17 protein-coding genes are annotated in these 18,835 nt (G+C 49.0%); 13 read left to right on the top strand and 4 right to left on the bottom strand.

Annotation, left to right across the window (positions count from 1 at the left end; all coding sequences use genetic code 11):
* Positions 1-190 precede the first annotated feature (190 nt).
* Both rpsL and rpsG read left to right on the top strand, forming a co-directional pair.
* A complete protein-coding gene (rpsL, locus tag HF324_RS29605; protein ID WP_012789278.1) occupies positions 191-571 on the top strand; it encodes a 30S ribosomal protein S12 in 381 nt (126 codons plus the stop codon).
* Between the two features lie 29 nt (positions 572-600).
* Positions 601-1,068: a 30S ribosomal protein S7 gene (gene rpsG / locus HF324_RS29600; protein ID WP_078666966.1), complete on the top strand. Its 468-nt coding sequence runs from the start codon at positions 601-603 to the stop codon at positions 1,066-1,068.
* Positions 1,069-1,321: 253 nt separating this feature from the next.
* On the opposite strand, the gene HF324_RS29595 is transcribed toward rpsG, so the two are convergent.
* The 4 genes from HF324_RS29595 to HF324_RS29580 all read right to left on the bottom strand — a co-directional run bounded on the left by HF324_RS29595 (position 1,322) and on the right by HF324_RS29580 (position 6,638).
* Positions 1,322-4,462, bottom strand: coding sequence for a collagen-like domain-containing protein (locus HF324_RS29595; RefSeq protein ID WP_193114973.1), 3,141 nt, complete (start codon positions 4,460-4,462; stop codon positions 1,322-1,324).
* A 22-nt stretch (positions 4,463-4,484) separates the two neighbouring features.
* Complete coding sequence (locus HF324_RS29590; RefSeq protein WP_168861477.1) at positions 4,485-4,883, bottom strand: hypothetical protein; 399 nt, start codon at positions 4,881-4,883, stop codon at positions 4,485-4,487.
* Positions 4,884-4,910: 27 nt separating this feature from the next.
* Positions 4,911-6,050: a type IX secretion system outer membrane channel protein PorV gene (gene porV, locus HF324_RS29585; RefSeq protein WP_258539326.1), complete on the bottom strand. Its 1,140-nt coding sequence runs from the start codon at positions 6,048-6,050 to the stop codon at positions 4,911-4,913.
* 81 nt (positions 6,051-6,131) lie between these two features.
* Positions 6,132-6,638: a T9SS type A sorting domain-containing protein gene (locus HF324_RS29580; protein WP_168806975.1), complete on the bottom strand. Its 507-nt coding sequence runs from the start codon at positions 6,636-6,638 to the stop codon at positions 6,132-6,134.
* Positions 6,639-7,138: 500 nt separating this feature from the next.
* Here HF324_RS29580 and fusA point away from each other — a divergent pair, with 500 nt between their 5' ends.
* The 11 genes from fusA (at position 7,139) to rplV (ending at position 18,810) form a co-directional block, all read left to right on the top strand.
* Positions 7,139-9,283: an elongation factor G gene (fusA, locus tag HF324_RS29575; protein WP_220100641.1), complete on the top strand. Its 2,145-nt coding sequence runs from the start codon at positions 7,139-7,141 to the stop codon at positions 9,281-9,283.
* A 287-nt stretch (positions 9,284-9,570) separates the two neighbouring features.
* Entirely contained in the window at positions 9,571-10,356 is a 786-nt protein-coding gene (locus HF324_RS29570; protein WP_168806974.1) for a glycosyltransferase, read from the top strand.
* A 2-nt stretch (positions 10,357-10,358) separates the two neighbouring features.
* Complete coding sequence (locus tag HF324_RS29565; RefSeq protein ID WP_168806972.1) at positions 10,359-11,123, top strand: polysaccharide deacetylase family protein; 765 nt, start codon at positions 10,359-10,361, stop codon at positions 11,121-11,123.
* 531 nt (positions 11,124-11,654) lie between these two features.
* Entirely contained in the window at positions 11,655-12,272 is a 618-nt protein-coding gene (locus HF324_RS29560) for an outer membrane beta-barrel protein (RefSeq protein WP_168806970.1), read from the top strand.
* A gap of 2,718 nt (positions 12,273-14,990) precedes the next feature.
* The gene (gene rpsJ / locus HF324_RS29555; protein WP_012789286.1) at positions 14,991-15,296 is read left to right on the top strand and encodes a 30S ribosomal protein S10; all 306 of its coding nucleotides are present in this window, start codon (positions 14,991-14,993) and stop codon (positions 15,294-15,296) included.
* Between the two features lie 194 nt (positions 15,297-15,490).
* On the top strand, positions 15,491-16,108 hold the full coding sequence (rplC, locus tag HF324_RS29550; protein ID WP_078666974.1) for a 50S ribosomal protein L3: 618 nt from the start codon (positions 15,491-15,493) through the stop codon (positions 16,106-16,108).
* 1 nt (position 16,109) lies between these two features.
* Positions 16,110-16,748: a 50S ribosomal protein L4 gene (rplD, locus tag HF324_RS29545; protein ID WP_078666975.1), complete on the top strand. Its 639-nt coding sequence runs from the start codon at positions 16,110-16,112 to the stop codon at positions 16,746-16,748.
* Positions 16,749-16,816: 68 nt separating this feature from the next.
* Positions 16,817-17,116, top strand: a complete 300-nt coding sequence (gene rplW / locus HF324_RS29540) for a 50S ribosomal protein L23 (RefSeq protein ID WP_078666976.1) — start codon at positions 16,817-16,819, stop codon at positions 17,114-17,116.
* An 88-nt stretch (positions 17,117-17,204) separates the two neighbouring features.
* Entirely contained in the window at positions 17,205-18,038 is an 834-nt protein-coding gene (gene rplB / locus HF324_RS29535; RefSeq protein ID WP_168806968.1) for a 50S ribosomal protein L2, read from the top strand.
* Between the two features lie 63 nt (positions 18,039-18,101).
* A complete protein-coding gene (rpsS, locus tag HF324_RS29530) occupies positions 18,102-18,368 on the top strand; it encodes a 30S ribosomal protein S19 (protein WP_078666978.1) in 267 nt (88 codons plus the stop codon).
* A 91-nt stretch (positions 18,369-18,459) separates the two neighbouring features.
* Positions 18,460-18,810, top strand: a complete 351-nt coding sequence (rplV, locus tag HF324_RS29525) for a 50S ribosomal protein L22 (RefSeq protein ID WP_078666979.1) — start codon at positions 18,460-18,462, stop codon at positions 18,808-18,810.
* The last annotated feature ends 25 nt before the right edge of the window (positions 18,811-18,835 follow it).

The following is an 18,835-nucleotide window of genomic DNA, read 5'->3' as shown; positions in this document are numbered from 1 at the left end:
GATTTTGATAATCCTGCTTATACCAGATCGCATTTGACCAGTCTTCGACTACCTGGGAACTTCAAAGCCGGCAAAAAATATTCGAAACAATTTTGTTATTCACATATATAGTTTTACCTTTGCCCTCCCAAAATTCCCATATGGGAAATTTGGATGTCATTGTAAACCGACATAAAAAACTAGGTAAAGAATGCCTACTATACAACAATTAGTAAGAAAAGGAAGAGAAATTATCCGGGCTAAGTCCAAGTCCAGGGCATTAGATAGCTGCCCTCAGCGTCGTGGTGTTTGTACTCGTGTGTACACAACCACGCCTAAAAAACCTAACTCCGCTTTGCGTAAAGTTGCAAAGGTGCGTTTGACCAATAAAGTTGAGGTGATTGCGTATATCCCGGGTGAAGGTCACAACCTGCAGGAGCACTCCATCGTACTGATCCGTGGTGGAAGGGTAAAAGACTTACCTGGTGTTCGTTACCACATCGTTCGCGGTTCCCTGGATACTGCCGGTGTGAAAGACAGAAAGCAGAGCCGTTCCAAATATGGTACTAAAAAGGAAAAGGCTAAGAAATAATCAATTATAAATAGTCGTAATTTTCAATAATGAGAAAGCAAGCTGCAAAAAAATTGCCTCTGGCTCCGGATCCTCGGTTTAACGACAAGCTGGTTACACGCTTCGTTAATAACGTTATGGAACAAGGAAAAAAGAGCATTGCCTATAAAATCTTCTACGATGCCGTGGATAAGGTAAGCCAGATGACCGGTGAAAACGGTTATGAAGTTTGGAAAAAAGCATTGAACAACGTAACTCCTGCTGTAGAAGTTAGAAGCCGTCGTATCGGTGGCGCTACCTTCCAGATCCCTGCTGAAGTTCGCCCGGATAGAAAAGTATCCCTGAGCATCAAATGGCTGGTTCGTTACGCTGGTGAAAGAAACGGTAAGAGCATGGCGGATAAGCTGGCAAACGAAATCGTAGCAGCAAGCAAAGGTGAAGGCGCAGCGTTCAAGAAGAAAGAAGATACTCACCGTATGGCTGAAGCCAACAAAGCTTTCTCTCACTTCAGAGTATAGTTATAGCCCGAAAGGGCAACTCAATATATTTGGCAAACAGTTCCTCTCCGGAGCTGTTTGCCTTTTTATGTTTATAAGATGCCTGCGGTATTGGCGCAGGGTATCGCCCGGGCTTGCCGCCCTTTTCGACCACTACCCCGTTGGAACGCCCACCTGCAACAGTCACCGTCCCGCTTAGGCTCCGCCCGTCAAAATAAAAAGGCCACCGGCAAGAAACCGGCGGCCCTGGGTGCATCGTGGTATACTGCTTATGTTATCTCACGTTTACAAGCACTTTGATCTTACCCTGCGTGCCGTCAAACTCCTGTAAGGCTTTGCCAATGGCCTGCCCCGGTTTCACCTTGTCTGGGTCCGCTTTCATGGCATAGCCCGGCTTGCTGGCAGTTACCAGCAGATCGCCGCGGCGGATAGGCCCGTTTTCATTGCATACTTTGGTCGGGATCACGCCCACCACGCCCAAAGGCGCTTTGTCGGAAAGATCGGTTTCGATGTCTTCCTCTGTCAGCAATACCCCCGGCTTGGTGGCATATACGCCCACTACCAGGGAAGAATAAGCTTCGGAAGACTTTTCAATGGTCCGGTCTGCGTCTGTGGCAATCACCATCACATCGCCCGGCTCATATTGCTGTATAGCACCGGTTACGTCGAAAGCTTCGGCCACGTCGGCGCCGCTGTTCTGGGTGCCGCCGTTAAAGAAGCCCCTGCCGGCTTTGTTGATACGCGCCACATTAGCACTGGCACTCTGGAAAACAGCAATGTTGCCGCTGGGCCCCTGATGGTTAAGCAACATGCCGCTGCCGGTACCTGTGGTGGTGATATGCACTACCGGCTGACCGTTGGCGTTATTGAAATTCGCGAACCGCCCGGCTTTACCGGTACCGAAATTGGGAACGAAACCGGAAATAGCGTTGCCGCTGCCGTCGCAGGAAGCTTCCACACCGTCACCGTTACCGCCCGCATTGGCAGTAATACCATTGCCACTGCCTTCTGAAAGGGCCAGCAAAGCGGGACCGTTGCCCGCAGGATTGGAGGAATAGAACAAGCCGGCATAACCACCGGTACCGGAAGACTGGCCATAAACACCCGCAGTGCCAAAATTGGCAAACTGGGAATTCACCTCACCCTTCACCGCAGGAGAGGTGCCGGTGGTTTTGTCCACCTTGAAATTACCGGCGATACCGTTACCCACAGTCTTTACTGTGATCACATCGCTGGTATTGCTTTCGTTGAAGATCTCAAACCGTCCTGCCCTGCCGGTAGAAAAAGTAGGCACCCAGGCATATATTGCATTGCCGGCCCCGTCAATATTGGTTTCTACGCCGTTGCCGTCTTTGCCGGCATTGGCGGTAATGGCATTGCCATTGCCATCGGTGATGGAAATAAGGGAGGCGCCGTTACCAGATGGATTGGAGGCGTAAAAAAGCCCCGCGCGCCCGCCGGTTCCGGAAGAAACGCCAAATACACCGGCTGCTCCGAAGTTGCCAAAGATGGTATTGGTTTCTGCCCGGATGGCTGCTGCCACGCTATTGGTGTTGTTAACAAGGAAAGAGGCGGCATTGCCCTGTGTGTTGTCCGGGATATTACCATTACCATTGGTTTCTACCTCCAGTGTATTGCCGGTGGTGTTGGTATTGTTGAAATTCTCAAATCGTCCTGCCCGGCCGGTGCTGTTATTGAGACCTACCTGTCCCAACACCCCGATACCGGTACCGGAGGTGCTGGTAGCGATAAAGCCTCTTACACCGTAACCGCCGCCATCGTTGCGGCCTACCACTGCGCCGGCTATATCACTGGTGGTACGGCCCACCACAGCCTCGCCACCGCCGTTGTTATCGCCTACCACGCCGGCTGAAGTGAGGGTGGAGGTAATACCATGCACGCCAAAACCGGCAACGGTACTGGAACGCACACCGGCGCCATTGCCTGTAGTGGTTACGTTCACCACGGTACCATTACCAACAGAATTCACCACCAGCGCATTATTGTTATTGGCATTGTTGTAAATGCTGATATTGGCGGGGATACCATTGTTACTGGTGGCATTCAGCCCGGTGCCGGTATTACTGTTGGCATAAACGCCGTAACCGTTGGCGGAAGCATTGCCATAAACGCCTAACCCGTTGGGAGTAGTGCCGTAAACACCCCAGCCGGAACCGGCCTGTGAGCCATATACGCCCACACCCAGGCCGCCGGTGCCGTTATTGATACCCCTCACGGCTGCAGAAAAACCACCGGGACTGGCCGAGGACACAATACCCCTGATAGCGGCGACATTGGAAGTAGTAGTATTATTTACTCCTTCCAGCGAAGTGCCGTCACCATCGTTGGTAATGCTGAAAAGCGTGGCGGCATTGTTTTCTGTAGCCACAAAAGGAAGCGTCAGTCCGCCACCGGCTGCACCGGGCACCCACTGGGCGCCGTCAAATTTTAAAAGCTGCCCTGCCAACGGTGCTGCATTGCTCACAGGTATGCTCTGAAGTTTGGCAACCACCGGATTAGGGTAAGTACCCGTCAGATCACCACCTGCGGCAACACCGTTAATGTCTCCCGCAGGCCCTGCTGGTCCTACTGGCCCCGCCGGTCCAACCGGTCCTGCTGGTCCAGCTGGTCCAACCGGCCCTGCAGGACCTACTGGTCCCACCGGTCCGTCAGCTCCTGCGGGTCCTGCTGGTCCTGCTGGGCCGTCAGCTCCTGCCGGTCCTACTGGTCCCGCTGGTCCCACCGGTCCTGCTGGTCCTGCCGGTCCAACCGCGCCGGGAAGCCCCATAGGCCCCGCCGGCCCCTGTGGCCCCTGCGGTCCGGCCGGACCAACAGCTCCCGCCGGCCCTGCCGGTCCAACCGGACCTACGGCGCCGGTAGCTCCCACCGGTCCCGCTGGTCCTGCCGGCCCTGCTGGTCCTACTGCACCGGCAACACCTGCCGGTCCCTGAACACCCTGCGGCCCTGCCGGTCCTGCGGGGCCCGCAGGGCCTGCCGGACCCGGATTGCCATTGGCTGCATACAGTGCAAAGGGCACGCTGGCCAGCGGTGAATTGCCCAGCACCTGGAAGCTGCCGCCACCGATGGCGGCTTCTACTTTAATATATTGGTTGGCGTTAGCCCAGGGCACAGCCGCAAAAGTGCCGCTCACCGGCGTACCTGCGCCAATCTGAAGGTTGAACAACCCCAGCTGGTTGGTGATGGCATCATGTGTTTCCTGGTATTGCACCGGGCCGGCAGCAGAACCTCCCAGGATAGAGATCCGCACTTTAATGCTCTCATTGGCTAGCACCGTACCGTTGCTGTTTCTGGCTACCGCCTGATAGTTGATCGTTTTTAACCCGTTTTGTGCGTATGTCAGCTGTGTTAAAAGCAGCATACTGCAAAAGAGGGAAAGCAAGTATCTTTTTTTCATATCGGCTGATTTAAGGACTGTATTAAGGTTTGTTTTTCAGGGGTTTGCTGCCGTTGTCTTTGTGTTCTTCTCCCTGGTCAGGTATCTTGAACGGAACTACCGGCTGTGAGGACTTCTGGGTTGCGGCAGCAGCCGTTTCATTGTTGATATCAGAAGGGACCGCTGCTTTCTTGCCGGCGGCGGGTGCGGCCATCCTGGCGGTACTGCGGGGAGTGGAAGGTTTATAATCGTTGAAGATCAGCTCTTTGGTGGAACGGCCACGAAACTGGGCTTCTTTGGCGCTTTTTTCAGGAGCGGCAGATTGCAGCTTCGCAAAGTCCTTTTGGAAAGAAGGAAACAGGATATCCCGGGTTTTGTTTTGTGCGGCTGCCTGTATGCTGAGGCCTGCCAGCAGCAGGAAGAGAAAGATAGAAAGTTTCATATGGGCGTTTTAAATGTGTTAGCAAATTCATTCGGCTGCCGCATCCTTACGGGCGCCGATATTGTATACCAGGGAGAACTTCAGCGTGCGCCGTTCCCGCAGGCTGGTACCGGTGGGGACCAGGTACGCAACGTCAAATTCTATATTGGAGTACCGCACCCCCAGACCTGCGGAGAAATGCTGCCGCAACCCTTTCTGGGGATGCTCGTAGAAATAGCCGGTGCGTGCAAAAAATGCCTGCTTATAGGCGTATTCCAGCCCGCTGGCCACGGTAAACTCACGCAGCTCTTCGCTGAAACCGCCTGGCGCATCGCCAAAAGAAGAAAACAGGGCGCTAACCACCTGCCGGTTAGGGTCCTTCCCTTTAAGGATCTCGTTGGTGGGGATACCATTGTCATCAACCGCATACAGAGGAGGAGTAGGTACCAGCAACTTGTTGATGTCTACGGCAATGGTAAATTCATGATCGTAGGTGTGCACAAACGTATAGCCGCCGCCGATACGCAGGTTCATCGGCAGAAAACTCTTGCGGGTATTGTCGTCGGTGTACTGCAGCTTGGTGCCGATGTTGGTAAAACTCACCCCGAAAGAATAACGGTTGCCGAATTCAAGCCGGTCGGTGCTGTTCTGGTAGTAATAGCCTACGTCCCCGGCTACGGCCGATGCCGGCTTTTGCTGCAGGCCGTTGAAAGAGCCCTGCCCGAGCTGACTGCGTACATACCGCAGACTAATGGCCAGCGACATATGCTGCCCCAGCTTCCGGGCGTAGGCTGCATCCACCGCAAACTCCTTGGGAGAATAGGTTTGCAGGACAGTGCCGTTGTCGTCCCTGAATGTCACTTCTCCGTAGTTGAAGTATTTCATGGACACCCCTACGCCTTCCACTGCATTGAAGTTCTTATAGGCGGATACATAGGCCATGTTGGACTGGTTATTATTCAATTCCCACATCCAGGGAGAATAATTGGCGCTGACACCCCAGTCGCCGGCAAAAACAATTTTCGCAGCATTGGAAAACAGGGAGTTGGGATCGGCTTCCAGCCCGATGGTGGCGTCTCCGGCCCCGCTGGAACGGGCATCGGGGTTGACCAGCAGGAAGCTGGCACCGATATTGGGCGCTTTCTGCTCCGCTTTTTGGGCATGTACGGCCGGTTTTACGGCTGTCATGCCGCATAACAGTAGAATTATTCGACCATATTTCATGATTACGTTTTTTAAAAAAAAGAGGATGAGCAATAATGGATGGCGCTACTGGACGATCAGCTTCTCGAAATAAATACTGGCATTCACCTTCAATACCACCGTATAAATACCGGCGGCAAAATGATTCACCGGTAGTATGACCGTGGTTTTGCCCGCACCCATTTCCACGAACTGATGATACAGGGTCTGGCCTGCAGGATTCAGTACCTGGATGGTGACCGTAGCGCCCCGGAGCAGGTCAAATTGCACCTTGGCGTTGGTAACCGCAGGGTTGGGGAAGATGATGTAGTTCTTGACCGGATTGGCGCCGGGAGGTAATGCAGGAAGTTCTTCCGGTTGCTGAAAGCCCTGGGTGAGGAGCAGCCGGCCGTCTGTCACAGGCGTCACCACTGACTCGCCTATGGTATACTGTATCCGGACGTTATTCACCGCACCACTGCCTCCGTTGCTGGCCACCACCTGTCTGTTCAGGATCAGTTGAGCCCTCGCCGTGGTGCATAGCAATGCCAGTACCACCAGCGCAGGGATGCACTTGGAGATGTAAGATGTCATATGAAATCGGGGGTTAGAAAATGTACGTATGATATGGCCCGGCTGTTATCAACAGCCGATAGCTCAGGAAGAAAGTATATTTCCCTTCATGACAGTATTTTTTTGGATTTTATAGATAACAATTCGCAATAAGGCCGTTCTGTATACCACGTTTAGATTTATATGGTTGACGCTCAGTATTCGGTTCCAACAACAACAATACACAGGGATAAATCAGGACATTTTTGGGGCAAACCTGTTAAATCATGATACAAATGTGGAAGATTTATTGTTCAGTAAAAATACAGATTTTGTCTCCGGCAGGATTTTTTAAAAAAATGGCGGAATCCACCTAAAAACTGGTTCAGCTAACAGATACTTATTTTGAATTTGGATAATGTGTTGAAACGCCCGTGCTCGTTAATGAGAAATAACATTTGGACAATATTGCGCGTTTTATTTATTGCTAAAAATAAATTACCTTTGCCCCCCAAATTGCATTATTTAGTCATTTTAATATTATGGCAGACTTAAGATTTCAAAGGAACTTTGGTATTGCGGCGCACATTGATGCGGGTAAAACCACTACCACAGAGCGTATCCTGTATTATACAGGTAAATCCCACAAGATTGGTGAGGTGCACGAGGGTGCTGCTACCATGGACTGGATGGCACAGGAGCAGGAAAGAGGTATTACCATCACATCTGCTGCTACCACTTGTTTTTGGAATTTCCCAACTTTACAGGGTAAAGCTCTCCCGGACACTAAACAATATAAATTCAACATCATCGATACTCCGGGCCACGTGGACTTTACCGTGGAAGTAGAGCGCTCTCTGCGCGTACTGGACGGTCTGGTGGCACTGTTCTGCGCTGTATCCGGCGTTGAACCTCAGTCTGAAACCGTTTGGCGCCAGGCTAACCGCTACCGCGTACCCCGTATCGGTTTCGTTAATAAAATGGACCGTTCCGGCGCTGACTTCCTGAACGTGGTAAAACAGGTGAAAGAGATGCTGGGTGCTAACCCCGTTCCCCTGACCCTGCCTATCGGTGCTGAAGATACTTTCAAAGGCGTGGTAGACCTGATCACCATGAAAGGTATCATCTGGGACGAAGAAGGTAAAGGTGCTACCTACCAGGAAATCGAGATTCCGGAAGATATGAAGGAAGAAGCGAATGAATGGAGAGCTAAACTGGTAGAAGCCGTTGCTGAATACGACGATACCCTGATGGAAAAATTCTTCGAAGATCCTAACTCTATCTCCGAAGCTGAAATCCACGAAGCTATCCGTAAAGCTACCATCGACATCGCTATCATCCCGATGATGTGCGGTTCCTCCTTCAAAAACAAAGGTGTTCAGAAAATGCTGGATGCGGTTTGCCGTTACCTGCCTTCTCCAATGGACATCGAAGCGGTAAAAGGTACCAACCCCGATACCGGTGACGAAATTGAACGTAAACCAGACGCAAAAGAACCATTCTCTGCCCTGGCGTTCAAAATCATGACCGATCCTTTCGTAGGCCGTCTGGCGTTCTTCCGGGCTTACTCCGGTCACCTGGATGCAGGTTCCTACATCCTGAACACCCGTACCGGCAAAAACGAACGTATCAGCCGTATCATGCAGATGCACGCCAACAAACAGAACCCGATCGACTTCATCGAAGCCGGCGATATCGGAGCTGCTGTTGGTTTTAAAGATATCAAAACAGGTGATACCCTCTGCGATGAGAACCATCCGATCATCCTGGAATCTATGACCTTCCCTGAGCCGGTTATCCACATCGCTATCGAGCCTAAAACTCAGGCCGACGTTGATAAAATGGGTATGGCTATCGCTAAACTGGTAGAAGAAGATCCTACCCTGAAAGCGAGAACCGACGAAGAAACCGGCCAAACCGTACTGAGCGGTATGGGTGAGCTTCACCTTGAAATCATCGTTGACCGTATGAAACGCGAGTTCAAAGTGGAAGTTAACCAGGGTGCGCCTCAGGTGGCTTACAAAGAAGCCCTGACCGCTAAAATTGAACACCGCGAAGTGTTCAAAAAACAAACCGGTGGTCGTGGTAAATTCGCCGACATCCAGGTGGAAATCTCCCCTGCTGATGCTGAATGGCTGAAAGAAAACGACGGCAAATCCTTCCAGTTCATCAACGATATCTTCGGTGGTGCTATCCCGAAAGAGTTCATCCCGGCTGTTCAGAAAGGTTTCGAACAATCCATGAACCAGGGTGTACTGGCTAACTTCCCGCTGGTAAACCTGAAAGTGCGCCTGTTCGACGGCTCCTTCCACGCAGTGGACTCCGACGCTATGTCCTTCGAACTCTGCGCCAAACAAGCTTTCCGTGAAGCTGCCCGCAAAGCTAAACCAGTACTGCTGGAGCCTATCATGAAAGTGGAAGTGCAAACTCCTGACCAGTATATGGGTGACGTTACCGGTGACCTCAACCGTCGTCGCGGTATGCTGGAAGGTATGGACTCCAGAAATGGTGTTCAGGTAATCAAAGCCAAAGTACCTTTGAGCGAAATGTTCGGTTACGTAACCCAACTGCGCTCCCTGTCTTCCGGCCGCGCCAGCTCCATCATGGAATTCTCTCACTACGCTCCGGCTCCGAACAACGTGGCTGAAGAAGTGGTAGCGAAAGTAAAAGGTAAAGTAAACGCCTAATTACATCTCTTTCCATAAAAAAAGGTTGTCCTGCGAAAGCGGGACAACCTTTTTTGCTTACATGAACATGCTATTGCCAGGTGACAGTTTTTCGATAAATTCGGTGACACTATAGCCTGCAACTGAACGTACTTTTTGCCAAATGCCAGGGTCCTGCTCTTCAGGACCTTTTTTTTTGTTTTGTTATCGGGGTAGTAGGGGGTGGTCCGGCTTTTTTCGTCATACTATATGAAAATGCAATTCAACTGAGCCTGTATTTTTTTACTGATAGCCGAGTGACCAACAATATGTACTTAGAATTAACACAAGCACCACCTACAACTGTTAGATATGAAACAGGAGAAGAGGTCTTACTGGCTCCTGGCCTCGATGTGATTCTGCCCTGCTGGAACCCGTCGGGCCCCTGGGTAGAATCCCTCATCAGGCACTATCATGAAGTTATCCACTTGATGGGAGATGTCCCCGTACAGCTCATCCTCGTGAATGATGGCTCACTCCGTAATTTCACCAGTCAGCATATCTCCTGGCTGGAAGCCGCCATTCCGGGCATTATTATCGTCAACTATAAAGAAAACAGGGGAAAAGGCCATGCGGTCCGCGAAGGCGTGAAAAACTCCCGCTATGCCTACCAGGTATACACCGACCTCGATTTCCCCTTCGGCGTGGACGCCGTTAAAAAAGCCTACGATCAGCTGCAGCATGGCCTCGACGTAGTGGCCGGCGAAAGAGGCGCCGCCTACCTGAAAGAACTGCCCCGCAAAAGAAGGATCATCACCCGCATCAGCCGCCTGCTGAATAAAGTCGTGCTCCGCCTCAAAGTAAAAGACGCCCAGGCCGGCCTGAAAGGGTTTAACGCCCACGGCAGATCTGTACTGCTCAATACCACCATCGACGGTTTTTTATACGATAGCGAGTTTCTGTATAAAGCCGGTAAAAATCCACGTCTGAAAATCGGCGCAGTAGATGTATATTGTCGCCCCGGAATCAGCTTCAGCGCCTTTAAGATCAAACTGCTGCTGAAAGAACTCAGGAACTATTGCCGGATTATTACCAGTGCTAACGCAGCTAACTAATTATGAACCAGGAGAAAAGGATACTGCTCAGTGTCGACGTGGAAGAATTTGACATCCCCGAAGAATTTGGCCGGCAGGTGCCCCTGCAGGAAAAACTGGAAATATCCAGGAAAGGCCTGCAAACCACCCTCGACCTCTTTGATCAGTACAATGTACGTGCTACTTTCTTCATCACCGCCTACTGGGCACAGCACTACCCCGAACTGATCCGGCAGGTGGCCGCCAAACACGAAATAGCCTCTCACGCTTATTACCATAGCTCCTTTTCCGATGCGGACCTGGAAGGATCACGCCTGGCCCTCCAGGAAATCAGCGGGCAACAGGTACGCGGTTTCCGCATGCCACGCCTCCGGAAAGTGAATATGAAGGCGCTCAAAGATGCCGGTTACCTCTACGACGCCTCCCTGAACCCCACCTGGCTGCCCGGTCGCTACAACAACCGGCACCTGCCGCGTACTATGTTCAGAGATGACAACATGTGGATCATCCCTTCTTCGGTATCCCCCCTCATCCGGTACCCCGTTTTCTGGCTGAGCGTGAAAAATGCACCACTTTGGATAACCCGCCATTTCAGTAAAACAATCCTCCGGAAAGACCCTTACCTCTCTTTTTATTTCCACCCCTGGGAATTGGTGGATATCCGTGGATATGCCCTGCCTTCCTACATCAGCCGCGTTTCAGGCGCCAGAATGGAACAGAAAATGGACGGTTTTCTGCGCTTTCTGCAGCAACAGGGCCGCTTCTGCGCACATATCGATATGCTCTGATTTCCTGAACCGCTGAAGATAAACGCGCCCGGCAAACGCCGAAGTTGTTATTCCCGCATTCAGGCGGAAACGAACAGTGTACGCCAGCATCCTGTCAGGCTTCCCAACTATTTGCCATCATCGCAAATCATCACCGGGCCGGTAAAAGCAAAGGCAGGAAAAGACTTTTTACGCAACAACCTGTCGTGTATTATTGTTATAACCCTTAAGTGCGACGAGAAGAGAGATAGTTACAAGCTGTGCAATGTGAAAAAAAAATTATATTTTTTTTAACAAGGTGAATACTTATATGATTCATTTTCAGTATTTTTGTTTCGAGTTCAGATTTTATCCAAAGATGTGCTTTTGATTGTTTGTGATTGTTTGATGCTTTTGTTAAGCAACCCATTATCCCCTGCCGCTAAATTTTTTCAGTTCATTATTCAATAGCAACCTGCTATAGCTGCAAACCTCAAATTCTGATTTGCTGTTTTGCGCGATCGGCATATTTATTCATTCAGCATGTTAAATGTTAAAACTAAAATGCACACTATGAAAAAAATTCGTCTCCTAACCCTTGTTGCAGTGAGCGTACTGATGGGATCAACCGTTAAAGCACAGATCCAGAAAGGCAATATTATGGTAGGTGCAGACCTCACCAACCTGAGCGTGACTTTTCAAAAGGAAAGTACTGCCTTCAGTGCAAATCTATCTCCCAAGATCGGTTGGTTTATTACAGATGGTTTGGCTATCGGTGGTTATGTCGATTTTGGCGCCAATACCACCAAGAATAAAACAACGGACACCAGGGCTTCGAATACGAATTATGGCATCGGAGCTTTCGCCCGCTATTTTATAGAAGATAAAAACGTCCGGAAGCTGGAGTTCTCCAAGAGAGTGCGCTTCTTTGCAGAAGCCAATGCAGGATTTGCCGGCCAGAACCCGGCCAGCGGCGCTTCTACAAACGGCTTTAACGTTGGTGTAGGTCCCGGTATTTCCTATTTTATCACCCCCAATGTAGGTCTGGAAGGATTATTAAAATACGACCTGACCGTGGGAGGAGGAAACTCTACCACTGCTAATCGCCTCAGCCTGGGCATAGGTTTCCAGATCTATCTGCCTTCCGCTAAAGCAAAAGCTATTTACAGAGAAGAAAGAAGCGGAAAATAATACACTGGCAAGTGAAAAAAATGGTCCCGGTAGTCATTTATCATGACGGCCGGGGCCCTTTTTATTTTGATAAGGAGTCCTGACATATAGTATTTGTAACAGAAAAGCGGTGATCAGCGTCATTGGTTGGAAGGAGAGGAACCATTTACATTTGCAGCATGATCTGTTAATACAGGTCAGTTGGGATTGCTGAAAACCAATGAAAGAGTAGGCGTTTATCTTAAATTCTCTGTTATGTTACTGAATCAATTACTGGAACTGCTGCGCAGACTTTTATGCGGATGCAACGATGACGATCACGGCCACGGTGGCCATGGCGGCCATGGCGGTCATGGTGGTCATGGCGGTCATGGTGGTGGTTGCGGACATCGCTATTAAACACCCCCTGAAATTAATTCCTGCTCTTGAACCCCCATAGCCTGTTTGCTATCCCCAGACTGCACGAGCAATGAGCCTACCGAAAACCATGTAAAAGCGTAGCTGAGATCAAAAACCTTTTTCTCATGGTCCTCGATATACTCTTCACCTATTAAACAGGTTATTTGTGTTGCTGATGTCCGCACTGGGCGGCATTCGGCTGAAGAGCATGTTTGTGTTTGTTACCCGTAGAGCCATGACTGACGTCATGGCTTTTTCGCGGCCCTGCTGTGTTGAACAGAATGAATAAAAGCAGTTTGAATGGATTAACTGAACAGGCAGTTTTTACCGGGATGCGCTATTTTGCAGTTGTGCCCGGTAGGTACCGGTCATTGGGAATCGCTGAAAACCAATAAAAGAGTAAGCTCAGAGTCTTAATCGTTTTCCTATGTTAAAAACAATGCTCGACGCCTTTCTGAAATTCCTGCACACTGTAATAGGCGCCCTGTAATCCACACGTGCAGCAACAGGACCTTTATTACTCCTGCATCCTGTGATTGCCGGAATGACATTTTTTACTTGTATTTCGGAAATGCCGCGAATTTTTTCGCGGCTTTTTTATTGCAGATGAACTTTGTAAGTAATTAGGATTCCTCTTATTTTGATGAATTTTGCAAATATGATATTATTTTTTAAATTGTTTAAAGTCCGGCATAGTGCCTGTAAGTAGCGTGTTCAGTGGATTGAACAAGGGATTTGATTTTTGCTGAAAAATGAACAAAATGAATGTATGTTATTGAGAGAATAGCCCTTACTTTTATCGTGTTGGTTGTCCTGTGAAACCAATGGGGATGCCGAAAACCATAAAAAGAGTAGGCTTAAAGATGTAATACCATTCTTATGAACTTACTGAACCAATTACTCGCAGTTGTTGTTGGACTGCTGCAGTCTCTGCTGGGTGGCCTGTAATGATCGGCACCCCGTAAGGGAACTGTCCTATCCTTAGTTCGATTTCCCTTGCAACGCATTTAGCTCCGGGACCTGTTCCCGGAGTTTTTTTTGCTGTGCCCGTACAGTGCCTGTCTGTTGCTCCGCGAACAGAGATAGGCAACGCCTGGTTGCGCTTCCACCTCCTGGACTTAGCATACATTCCGGCTGTGAGCCCGAATAAGCCAGGCACAGCACACGGATGAGTTGTAAAAAAGCCCCCTATTCCTTGCTGGTAAAGGAATGAACAAAATGACCGCAGGTGCTGAAAATGAACAAAATGGGCTCATGGTAATTGCGGAAGAGCTTTTAAATTCGGCACCGGATGTTAACATTACCACTGGGATTGCCGAAAACCAGTCAATAGAGTAGGCATAACAATGAAAACCTAAAACTATGGATTTGCTGAACCAATTGCTCGCACTGATCTTAGGATTAGTAAAATCATTACTGGGCGGTATCGGTGGCGGTTTACCTCTGTAAGAGGCAACCGGATGCACCGTATCTGCTTTAACTAATTCAGAAACCGCTTCATCTTGCTTGCGCGAGATGGAGCGGTTGTCTTTTATGCAGCAGGCAGTCATAATTGGATTTTATGATGGTATGGCGTCCTTCCTTTTACTGTATTTATTTCCCGGTAACTATCAGGAATGCCCCTAGCTGAACAAAGGGGGCTGTATAGGTGCCTCCTGGTAGGGGTTGTAGCGGACTTCCCGGATATCTTCTCTTTATACTCCCGGTGGTTTGAGACGGACAAGTCGCCACGCAGCGCCAGTGGCTATTTTCCTGGGGGGAATAGTATTGCCCGGTCATCTCCCTATGCCGGCTGAGGGAAGCGGCCGGGTCCGGATCTGAATAAAAGCCTTTACAGCATTTGTATCGGGCACTGCCGATAGTTTACCGGCGGCGCAGCAGGCCGCTTGTCGTCAGCCCGGGGGGAGCAGGGGCAGGCGGTGGGGCAGGGCAGGGGATTGCTGCCGGACTGAGGGGGAGAAAGATTCCGGCTGATGTAAGACGCTGTATGAAAGGGGGGATATAGAGGGGCTGGGGCGCTGTAGCGCCGCGCTGGTCCTGCAACTTCACATTTTCCTGCCGGTGTTGGGAAAAATTTTTTGTTTTGATGTTTGTTTTCCTATATTTGTCGAAATCAGCATGTCAACTAAGCGTAAGACTTAATACGCACAAAATGAATGTTTTCGGAGGCTTAACCGCATAAAATCCGCCCCTCATAGCCCGCTTTCCCGTGACCATGGCAAACTTCTGCCGGGTATCTTTTTATTTTTTTCCTGAGATTTATTTGCCAATTCAAAAAAACCGGGTTACCTTTGCCCTCCCAAATTGTAAAGGGAAAAAACACGAAGAAGTTCATTGCATATGTCTCAGAGAATAAGAATCAAGCTGAAGTCCTACGATCATAACCTGGTAGACAAGTCTGCTGAGAAGATCGTTAAAACCGTGCGTAACACGGGCGCCGTGGTAACAGGTCCGATACCTTTACCTACAGAAAAGAAAATCTTTACGGTATTGCGTTCTCCGCACGTAAACAAGAAAGCGCGCGAGCAGTTCCAGTTGTGTACTCACAAACGTTTACTGGACATCTATACCTCCTCTTCCAGGACTGTAGATGCGCTGAGCAAGCTGGATTTACCTTCTGGCGTAGAAGTTGAAATTAAAGCATAAGGACAACAGCAAGGCTGGGCAAAAGGCCCGCCTTTTACTGATTTTATGGTTATTGGTTGATTTTCAATCAATAACAATTTTAACATATAACACATAGGTCGCGCCTTCTGGGCGGCCGCCCAATAAATGTATTTAACCGCCCATCCTGGGGATAGCTGGAAATCCCCCAGGCGCTGGGTAAAATCATATATAAGATGAAAGGTATTATTGGTAAAAAGATTGGTATGACCAGTATCTTCGAGTCCAATGGTAAGCAAACTGCTTGTACCATTATCGAAGCAGGTCCCAACGTTGTAACACAGGTAAAAAGCCTGGAATCAGATGGTTACAATGCAATTCAGGTTTCTTTCGGTGAGAAGAAAGAAAAACACACTACAAAAGCTGAGCTCAATCACTTCGCGAAAGCAAGCACCTCTCCCAAACGTTTTGTTAAAGAATTCCGCAACCCGGACGTACAGAAAGCCCTCGGTGAAATTATCACCTGCGAAATCTTCGCTGAAGGTGAATCTATTGACGTTGTAGGCACTTCCAAAGGTAAAGGCTTCCAGGGTGTTGTAAAACGCCACGGTTTTAGCGGTGTGGGTGAAGCCACCCACGGCCAGCACGACAGAAGCAGGGCTCCTGGTTCTGTAGGCGGTTCCTCCTATCCTTCCCGCGTTTTCAAGGGCATGCGTATGGCCGGCCAGACAGGTAACGAAAGAGTGAAAGTGAAAGGTCTGAAGATCCTGAAAATATTCCCTGAAAAGAATTATATCCTGGTAAGTGGTTCCGTTCCCGGCCACAATGGTTCAATCGTTTTAATCCAGAAGTAACATGCAACTTGATATTTTAAATATAGAAGGTAAGAAAACCGGAAGATCCATCGAACTTCCTGAGGAGATCTTTGGTGTAGAGCCTAACAACCACGTCATTTACCTGGCTGTTAAACAGTATCTCGCCGCTCAGCGTCAGGGTACCCACAAGGTAAAAACCAGAGCTGAAGTAAAAGGTGCTTCCCGCAAACTGCACAAACAAAAAGGTACCGGTGGTGCCCGTAAAGGTAACATCCGTAACCCGCTGTATAAAGGTGGTGGTACCATCTTCGGTCCCAAACCGCACAGCTGGAGCATCAAACTGAACAGAAAAGTGAAAGATCTCGCTAAGATCTCCGCCCTGTCAGTAAAAGCTAAAGAAAACAGCATCATCATCGTTGAAGATCTGGCGCTGCAGGCTCCTAAAACCAAACAATTCGTTGGTATCTTAAAGAACCTGAACATCAATGTAGACGGTAAGAAGACTATGTTCATCACTCCGGAATACAACGATAGCGTTTATCTGTCTTTAAGAAACATCCCTACTGTGGACGGCGCCATGCTGAGCGATATCAATACTTATGATATCATGAACAGCAACTACCTCGTGTTCACAGAAAGCGCTGCTAAAATCTTCACTGAAGAGCCTGCAGAAGCATAAGGTGTTGTAAACCAATTCAATAACAAAGCTACAAGCTCACAGCTTAAAAGCTATAAGCTATAAAGAAGATGAAACTTTCAGACGTTTTAATCAAACCGGTAGTAACCGAAAAGGTGAACAAAGCCACCGAAAAATTCAACCGCTACTACTTCATTGTTGACAAAAAAGCCAACAAACTGGAGATCAAAAAAGCAGTGGAAGAGTTCTACGGTGTAACTGTACAGGATGTGAATACTGCCGTAATGCCGGGTAAAGCTAAATTCCGCTTTACTAAAGCCGGTTTCATTGCAGGTAAAAAACCGTCTTACAAAAAGGCGATCATTACCCTCGCATCCAACGAAACTATAGATCTGTATGCTAACATGTAGTGCCGTTCCGGCCTGAACAGCCGGGATGTGGATGTATATACAGATCACGATTTATATTTATCAATAACATTTAACTTTTTAGGAAGTAATGGCACTGAAGAAGTTCAAACCAATGACGGCCGGTACCCGCTGGAAAATAGGCAACGCTTACGCTGAGCTGACCACGGATACCCCCGAAAAAAGCCTGCTCGAGCCCGCTAAAAGAAGCGGCGGTAGAAACGCTCAGGGTAGGATGTCTATGCGCTACATCGGTGGCGGTCACAAAAAAGCCTACCGCGTGGTAGACTTTAAACGTGAAAAAGTAAATATCCCCGCTACAGTTAAAACTATCGAATACGATCCTAACCGTAGCGCCTTCATCGCACTGGTAAGCTATGCAGACGGTGAAAAACGTTATATCATCGCACCACAAGGCCTCCAGGTAGGCAGCACCGTTGTCAGCGGTGAAACTGCTGCTCCTGAAGTAGGTAACGCCCTGCCGCTGAAAAACATGCCGCTGGGTACTGTGGTACACAATATCGAACTGCAGCCTGGTAAAGGCGGTGCTATCGCAAGAAGCGCCGGCGCCTACGCTCAGCTGTCGAACAAGGAAGAAAAATATGCTGTACTGAAAATGCCTTCCGGTGAACTGCGCAAAGTGCTGAACACCTGCATGGCTACCGTAGGTACAGTTTCCAACTCCGACCACGCCCTGCAATCTATCGGTAAAGCAGGTGCCAACCGTTGGAGAGGTATCCGTCCCCGCAACCGTGGTGTGGCCATGAACCCTGTAGATCACCCGATGGGTGGTGGTGAAGGTAAATCTTCCGGCGGCCATCCAAGATCCAGAACAGGCAAATATGCGAAAGGTCTGAAAACCAGAAAGCCGCATAAGAGCTCTGATAAACTGATCATCAGCAGGAAAAACGGTAAAAAATTATAATATTTCGGAATTCGGGTCCTGCTAACCCGGGACCCAAATTTGAAAAATCATAAATAAGAAGACATGGCTCGTTCCATAAGAAAAGGTCCTTACGTAGACCAGAAATTAGAGACTAAAGTTGAAAAAATGAACGCTGGCACCAAGCGCACAGTTATCAAAACCTGGAGCCGCCGTTCTACCATCACTCCTGATTTCGTTGGTCACACTTTCGCAGTTCACAATGGCAACAAATTCATTCCGGTTTATGTAACGGAATTTATGGTTGGCCACAAACTGGGCGAATTTGCACCTACACGTAACTTCAGAGGACACGCTAACAAGAAAATGTAAATTATAGTCTGAGGTTTGAGGTTTGAGAAGGCTCAAGCCCAATCTCAAACTCCAGACGTCAGACATTAAATAATAAAAGAAATTAATAACAATGGAAGCAGTAGCTAAGCTGAACAATAATCCCACATCTACCCGCAAAATGCGTTTGCTGGCAGACTTAATCCGCGGCCTGGATGTGGAGAAAGCTTTGAATATTTTGAAATTCCATCCAAAGCACCCCAGCGTTCCGTTGGAAAAACTGCTGGTATCCGCTATCGCAAACTGGAAAGTGAAGAATGAAGGTGCAAGGGTAGAAGATGCCAACCTGATCGTTAAAACTATCTTCGTAGACGGCGGCCGCACCCTGAAAAGAATGCGCCCCGCTCCACAAGGCAGAGGTTACCGTATCCGCAAGAGAAGTAACCACGTTACGATTGTGGTAGATGGTAAAAATGCACAGTAAGCGTTTCATACCAAAGAGAGATAAA

It is taken from the genome of Chitinophaga oryzae (genome assembly GCF_012516375.2).
In the GTDB taxonomy this organism is placed as follows: domain Bacteria; phylum Bacteroidota; class Bacteroidia; order Chitinophagales; family Chitinophagaceae; genus Chitinophaga; species Chitinophaga oryzae.
Note: the sequence above shows the minus strand (reverse complement) of the source record. Positions and strands in the feature narration are given on the sequence as shown.